The organism is Saccharopolyspora cebuensis, assembly GCF_039542665.1.
GTDB classification, from domain to species: Bacteria; Actinomycetota; Actinomycetes; order Mycobacteriales; family Pseudonocardiaceae; genus Saccharopolyspora; species Saccharopolyspora cebuensis.
The window spans coordinates 47736-54559 of the sequence record NZ_BAABII010000011.1; the positions used below are offsets into that span (position 1 = coordinate 47736).

General features: G+C 73.2%; 6 protein-coding genes and 1 tRNA gene. 6 read left to right on the forward strand and 1 reads right to left on the reverse strand.

The window, feature by feature from the left end; genetic code table 11:
• Positions 1-25 precede the first annotated feature (25 nt).
• Positions 26-1672 carry a DUF885 domain-containing protein gene (locus ABD976_RS17355; RefSeq protein ID WP_345364385.1) on the reverse strand — a complete coding sequence of 549 codons (1647 nt, stop codon included), beginning with the start codon at positions 1670-1672 and terminating at the stop codon, positions 26-28.
• A 61-nt stretch (positions 1673-1733) separates the two neighbouring features.
• On the opposite strand from ABD976_RS17355, the gene ABD976_RS17360 reads away from it, so the two are divergent.
• The 6 genes from ABD976_RS17360 (at position 1734) to ABD976_RS17385 (ending at position 6810) form a co-directional block, all read left to right on the forward strand.
• A complete protein-coding gene (locus ABD976_RS17360) occupies positions 1734-2555 on the forward strand; it encodes a GNAT family N-acetyltransferase (RefSeq protein ID WP_345364386.1) in 822 nt (273 codons plus the stop codon).
• A gap of 203 nt (positions 2556-2758) precedes the next feature.
• Positions 2759-4003, forward strand: a complete 1245-nt coding sequence (locus ABD976_RS17365) for an MFS transporter (protein ID WP_369775010.1) — start codon at positions 2759-2761, stop codon at positions 4001-4003.
• 304 nt (positions 4004-4307) lie between these two features.
• Positions 4308-4634 carry a DUF6158 family protein gene (locus ABD976_RS17370; protein ID WP_345364388.1) on the forward strand — a complete coding sequence of 109 codons (327 nt, stop codon included), beginning with the start codon at positions 4308-4310 and terminating at the stop codon, positions 4632-4634.
• A complete protein-coding gene (locus tag ABD976_RS17375; RefSeq protein ID WP_345364389.1) occupies positions 4627-5964 on the forward strand; it encodes an NAD(P)/FAD-dependent oxidoreductase in 1338 nt (445 codons plus the stop codon). The genes ABD976_RS17370 and ABD976_RS17375 overlap by 8 nt, the downstream gene beginning before the upstream one ends.
• Positions 5965-5966: 2 nt before the next feature.
• Positions 5967-6584 (forward strand): UdgX family uracil-DNA binding protein, encoded by a 618-nt coding sequence (locus tag ABD976_RS17380; protein ID WP_345364391.1) that lies wholly within the window; start codon positions 5967-5969, stop codon positions 6582-6584.
• Between the two features lie 153 nt (positions 6585-6737).
• A tRNA-Ala gene (locus ABD976_RS17385) sits at positions 6738-6810 on the forward strand.
• Positions 6811-6824 lie beyond the last annotated feature (14 nt).

Consider the following 6824-nt stretch of genomic DNA (forward strand, 5'->3'; position numbering starts at 1 on the left):
CAGGACTACCTGGATGTCGCAGGCGTCAGCGCAGCTCCTCGGCGCAGAGCGTGTCCAGCGCCGACACCGGCAGCGCACCGTGCCCGAGGATCACGTCGTGGAACCGGCGGAGCTCGAAGCGCTCGCCCTGCCGCTCCCGCGCCGCGTCCCGGACCCGCTCCAGCTCCAGCCGTCCGACCAGGTAGGACAGCGCCTGGGCGGGGTAGGAGATGTAGCGGTCGACCTCCGCCTCGGCCTCCAACCGGGGCAGGGTGGTGTGCGCGAGCAGGAACTCCACCGCCCGCTCCCGGCTCCACCCGGCCTCGTGCAGCCCGGTGTCGACCACCAGCCGCGCGGCCCGCAGCGCGTCCTGGCTGATCATCCCGAGCCGCGCCACGTCGTCGGAGTACAGGCCCATCTCGTCGGCCAGCCGCTCGGTGTAGAGGCCCCAGCCCTCGGTGTAGGAGTTGATGCTGATCAGCCTGCGCAGCAGCGGCAGCCCGCCGAGCTCCTGGGCGAGGCCGAGTTGCAGGTGGTGGCCGGGGATCACCTCGTGGAAGGCGATCACCTCGGCGTTGTAGCGGGGGCGCTGGTCGGCGTCGGCGGTGTTGGCGAAGTACACGCCCGGCCGCGAGCCGTCCAGCGCGGGGGAGAGGTAGAAGCCGAGCGGCGTGCTCGGCGACGCGGGCCCCGGCACCTCCCGCACCTCGCACGGCTGGTCCGGCAGCCGCCCGAACCAGCCCGGCGCGGCGGCCTCGGCGCGGCCGATGGCGGTGCGCGCCGTGCCGAGCATCTCCGCGGCGTCCCGCCAGCGCAGGGCTGGATCGGTGCGCAGCCGTTCCAGCACCTCGTCCGGATCGCCGGTGCCGAACGCGCGTTCGCCGACCGCGCCGAGCTCGGCGCGCACCTCCCGCAGGTGCGCCAGGCCGGTGTCGTGCAGCTCGTCGGGTTCCCGCTCGGTGGTGGTGTGCGCCCGGATCAGCCTGCGGTAGATCTCCGGGCCGCCGGGCAGCCAGCACAGGCCGGGCCGCCGGTCCTCCCGCCCGTGCGGGGCGATCTCGTCGGCGAGCACCCGGCGGTAGGTGCGCAGCGCCGGGCGGACCAGCTCGGCGAGCACCCGGCGCCGTTCGTCCGACTCCGCGTCGGGCAGCTCCGGGACCAGCAGCGGGTCGTCGTCCGGGGCGGCGAGGTGGGCGTCCAGGTGCGCGATGGCGTCGTCGACCAACCGCCGGACCGGTAGCCGGCCCGCGGCGATCCCCGCCCGGTGCCGGTCGGCGGCCGAGGCGGTGAACTCCGGGATCGCGCGCAGCCGCCGCAGGTAGTCGCGGCCCTGCTCGGCGTCGGCGATCCGGATCTGGCCGAGGTGGAACAGCAGGCCCGCCACCGGCGCGAACAGGTTCCCGATGATGGTGTACTCGGCGGCGCGGGCGTCGAAGTGGTCCACCATCGCCTGCGCGTGCTGGACGACCACCGCGACGGTCAGCCGTTCCTCCAGCCCGGCGTGCGCGGTGTCGATCCCCATCGCGCGCATCCGGATGTCGTCGCAGCGGCGGCGCAGCTCCCACTCGGCCGCCGCGCCGATCACCGGGAGCCGGTCGTCCCGGCCGCGGATGCCGTAGAGGGTGGCCTGCACCGGATCGGCGTCGAGCAGGAGCCCGACGAGCTCGTCGGCGAGTTCCGTGGTGGTCGTCACACGTCCATCCTGCCGCACTCCGGCCGGACGGTGGTGCTGGACCGTCCACGACAATGGGGGCGTGGACCCGCTGCACGATCCCGACGACGAAGCGCTGCTCGGCCCCCGGCAGGCCCGCGACCTGGCCGGGCTGGTCGAGCAGGCCCGGCTGGCCTCGGCCCAGGTGCGCTACGGCAGCCGCACCCGGGTCGGCGACGCGACCGTGGTGCTCAACCCCGACAACCCGCTGACCAGCGCGAACCACGCCTGCGCGCTGTGGGGCACGCTCGCCGGGGTGGCGGGCACGCTGCTGGAGCTGGAGCAGGTGTTCGCCGAGGCGGGCCGGTCCGAGGCGCTGGTGCTGGCCTCGCCGACCACGGTCGCCGAGATCGAGGGCATCGCCGACGACGCCGGGTGGCGCGCGGTCGACGAGCACGTCGCCCTGCTGCACCGGGTCGACCAGGTGGTCACCGAGTCCGCCCGCCCCGCCGGGGAGGACGACCTGGCGCAGCTCGTGGAGCTGATCGCCGACGACGCGGAACTCCCGGCCGGCGCCGAACGCGCGCTGCGCAAGCACTACGGGCACCGGCTGGACGAGCCGCGCGCCGTGCTGCGGGTCGTCGACGACCCCGGCGCCGACCGCATCGCCGGGTTCGCCCAGGGCTTCCTGGCGCGTGGCGTCGGGCTGCTGGAGCAGGTGGTGGTGCGGCCGGGGCGCCGCCGCCGGGGTGTGGGCCGGACGCTGGTCGCCGAGGTCGTCGGCGCGCTGCGGGAGCGGGGCGCGCTGCTGGTGGCCGGGCACCGCGACGAGGGCGCCCCCGCGGAGCGGTTCGCCGGGGCCTGCGGGTTCGAGGAGGTGTACTCGGTGACCTCCTACGCCCGCAACGTCGACGAGCTGCTGTGAGGTCCGCCCCGCCCCGCGCGTGCCGTCCGGATTGACCGACCGGTCCGCGTCTGCTTACCTAGGAGGTCGCGCGTACGGGTGAAATGTGCCCGCTGCTCGCGTGATCTTCTGGTTCGCCTCCCGAGCGCCCGCACCCGCCGCCGCGCCGGAGGAAGTCGCGAGGGGGCAGGCGCGGCACCGCGCGGCCTCAGGACGGAGGAGCGGTGTCGAGCACCTCGGTGCGGCCGGAACCGGGCATCCGCGCTCTGCCCCGGGAAATCTGGATCCTGGTCATCGGCGGCTTCATCGTCGCCGTGGGGATGGGGATCGTCGCCCCGGCGCTGCCGACCTTCGCCACCAGCTTCGACGTCGGGGTCACCGCGGCCTCCTTCGTGATCAGCGCGTTCGCCCTCATGCGGCTGGCGTTCGCGCCGGTCAGCGGGCGCCTGGTGTCCTGGTTCGGGGAGCGGCCGACGTACCTGTGGGGCATCACGATCGTCGGGGTGAGCACCGCCGCCTGCGCGTTCGCCGATTCGTACTGGCAGCTCCTGGTGTTCCGGGCGCTCGGCGGCACCGGCTCGACCATGTTCACCGTCTCCGGGGTCGCGCTGCTGATCCGGCTCTCCCCGCCGCACCTGCGCGGCCGGGCCTCCGGGGTGTGGGCCACCAGCTTCCTGATGGGCAACATCTCCGGCCCGATCATCGGCGGCCTGCTGGTCGGCTTCTCGCTGCGGCTGCCGTTCGTGATCTACGGCATCGCGCTGTTCGTCGCCGCCTTCGTCGGCTGGGCGATGCTGCGCAAGTCGACCCTGGCCGCGCCGCAACCCGACCGCCGCGTCCCCGGCATGTCGGTCCGCGAGGCGCTGACGCACCGCGCCTACCGGGCGGCGATCGTGTCGAACTTCAGCAACGGGTGGGCGGTGTTCGGGGTGCGGATCGCCCTGGTGCCGCTGTTCGTCGTCGAGGTGCTGCGCACCGATCAGGCGATGGCCGGATTCGCGCTGTCGGTGTTCGCGGTCGGCAACGCCGCGGTGCTGATGATCTCCGGGCGGATGGCCGACCAGCGCGGTCGCCGACCGCTCGTGCTGGTCGGGCTGGCCGTCTCGGCGGTCGGCACCTCCGCGCTGGGGCTGACCGAATCGGTGCCGCTGTTCCTGGCCGCCTCGCTGGTCGCCGGGATCGGCGCCGGGCTGCTCAACCCCGCCCAGAACGCGGCGGTCGCCGACGTCGTCGGCAGCGGTCGCGGCGGTCCGGTGCTGGCCGCCTTCCAGATGGCCGCCGACTTCGGGGCGATCCTCGGACCGCTGGTCGCCGGGGTGCTGGCCGACGCGGTGTCGTTCCGCGCCGCGTTCGCCGTCACCGGGCTCACCGCCGTGCTGGCGCTGCTGGTCTGGGCGCGGGCACCGGAAACCCGCGCCGCTCCGGTGGCGGAGGAGAAGGAAGAAGAACCACGCCGCGTCGCGGACTGAGTTGGTCGGTGCCGTGGTCCGGTTGGCGCGCGGTGCCAGTGGCGGAGCCTCAGCGGTCTTCTCGTCGGGAAGAGGTGTGGTGGTCGCGTTGGTGCGGTGCGGGTGGCGGAACCTCAGCGGCCTTCTCGCTCCGGGCGCCCTTCCTCATGTACCAACCACGTACACAGCGTCAGGGCGTCCTCGCGAGAAGGCCGCTGAGAACCCGCGGCGGTGCCAGTTGCGTGCGTGGGGTAAGGCGGAAGCGGCTTCGCCGCTTGCCTGACGGTGGTCGGGTTCGGCTGCAAGCGGATTCACCGCTTGGCTGATGGTGGTTCCGCTGCGGGTGTACTGGGTACTCAGCTGTCGGCGCTGCACCCGCGGCGTCCCGGCGGCCGAGTGGCTGGAGGGCGTGATGAGCATGACCACCGGAGTCCCGGGCGAGGAGCTGTCCGACGAGGTGCTGCGCCAGGAGCTCAAGCACCTCCACGAGACCCGCCACGACACCTTCCTGCACGGCTCGCCGGACTCGCTGCGGGAGCACACCGCCCGCACGTTCGAACTGGAGCAGGAGTACCTGCGCAGGCACCCCGATCGCGAAGTCGATCCCCGACGCACCAGAGAAGGTGCGAGAGGAGCGCCGCACCATGCCTGAGCCCCGGATCGTCATCATCGGCGGCGGCCACACCGGACTGACCCTCGCGCTGCGGTTGCAGCGCAAGCTGCGGTCCGGGGAAGGCCGCATCACCGTGATCGACACCCAGCCGCACATGACGTACCAGCCGTTCCTGCCCGAGGCGGCGGCCGGTTCGCTGGAGCCCAGGCACGTGGTGGTGCCGCTGCGCCAGGCGCTGCGCCGCTCCGAGGTGATCACGGCCCAGGTGACCTGCATCGACAGCAAGGAGCAGAACCTCACCGCCACGCTCGCCGACGGGACCTCCGAGCACATCGAGTACGACGTGCTCGTGGTGGTGCCGGGGTCGATCTCGCGCGCGCTGCCGATCCCCGGCCTCGGCGACGTCGGCGTCGGCTTCAAGACCATCGGCGAGGCGATCTACCTGCGCAATCACGTGCTGTCCCGGCTGGACATCGCGGCGGGCACCACCGATGCCCAGCTGCGCAAGCGGCTGCTCAGCTTCGTGTTCATCGGCGGTGGTTACGCGGGCATCGAGGCGCTGGCCGAGTTGGAGAGCATGACCCGCTACGCCAGCCGCGACTACCCGACCGTCTCGCCCGCCGAGATGCGCTGGGTGCTGGTCGAGGCGATGGACCGGATCATGCCGGAGGTCAGCGCGCCGATGGGCCGGTACACCCAGCGGCGGCTGGAGGAGCACGGCATCGAGGTGAAGCTGAACACCACGGCCAAGACCCTGGAGGACGGGCACGTGGTGCTCTCCGACGGCGACGAGTTCGACGCCGACACCGTGGTGTGGACGGCCGGGGTGAAGCCGCACCCGATGCTGGAGGAGAGCGACCTCCCGCGCGACGGCAAGGGCAGGCTGGAGTGCACCGCCAAGCTCCAGGTGCGCGGGACGCACAACGTCTTCGGCGCCGGGGACTGCGCCGCGGTGCCCGACCTGACCAGCAGCGACCCGGAGGCGCTGTGCGGGCCGTCCGCGCAGCACGCGGTGCGCCAGGCCCGGGTGCTCGCCGACAACGTGGTCGCCTCGCTGCGCGGTGAGCCGATGAAGAACTACGCGCACAAGTACGCGGGATCGGTCGCCGGGCTCGGGTTGTTCCGCGGCGCCGCCGAGGTCTACGGGATCAAGCTCAAGGGCTTCCCGGCGTGGCTGCTGCACCGGGTCTACCACCTGTCCAAGATGCCGACGTTCTCGCACAAGGCCCGCATCGCCGGGGACTGGCTGCTGGAGCTGCCGTTCAAGCGCCAGACCGTCGCGCTGGGCGAGCTGCACGAGCCGCGGGCGGAGTTCGTCAAGGCCGCCAACACCCGCGGCCTGCCCAGCCCGAACAACCGGGCGAGCTGACCGTGCCGGGCGCCGAGGAGTACGTCCCGCCGCGCGTCCGGCTGCCCGGGCTCCGCAAGGCGGTGCAGGAGTGCCGGGGCTGCGAGCTGTACCGGGACGCCGACCGGGCGGTGTTCGGCGAGGGGCGGGAGTCGGCGCGGGCCGTGGTCGTCGGGGAGCAGCCCGGCGACCAGGAGGACCGCGCCGGCCGCCCGTTCGTCGGACCCGCCGGGCGGCTGTTCGACGAAGCGCTGGCCGAGGTCGGCATCGACCGCGACGACGTCTACGTCACCAACGCCACCAAGCACTTCCGGTTCCAGCGGCAGCAGGGCAAGCGGCGCATCCACCAGAAGCCGTCCCGCGGTCAGGTCAACGCCTGCCGACCGTGGTTGACCGCCGAGCTCAACGTGGTGCGGCCGGAGGTCGTGGTGTGCCTCGGGGCGACCGCCGCGCAAGCGCTGCTCGGGCCGTCGTTCCGGGTCAGCAGGCAGCGCGGCGAGCTGATCGAGCACGAGGGCATGCGGGTGCTGGCCACCGTCCACCCGTCGGCGGTGCTGCGCTCCGAGGACGACCGCGAGCAGCGCTACGCCGAGCTCGTCGCGGACCTCCGGGTGGCGGCGGAGACGCTCCGCCCCGGATAGCGGCAGCCCCCGCCCAGGGGCGCACCCCGCCCGACCTGCGCGGACCCGAATGGCCCACCCCCCTGCGGAGCCCCGCGAAGGGCTGTTGTACTGTAGTGGCACACGAGATGAACGGGGAACGGAAAGCCCCGGGACGCTCGGAGAGCAGAACACGGGGCTGTGGCGCAGTTGGTAGCGCACTTGACTGGCAGTCAAGGGGTCAGGGGTTCGAATCCCCTCAGCTCCACCCTTAGTTGATAC

What these genes read in the sequence shown, in the direction of transcription:
- ABD976_RS17370 (WP_345364388.1), top strand. Translation starts at nt 4,308, where the DNA reads ATGGTGGTTCCGCTGCGGGTGTACTGGGTACTCAGCTGTCGGCGCTGC.
- ABD976_RS17375 (WP_345364389.1), top strand. Translation starts at nt 4,627, where the DNA reads ATGCCTGAGCCCCGGATCGTCATCATCGGCGGCGGCCACACCGGACTG.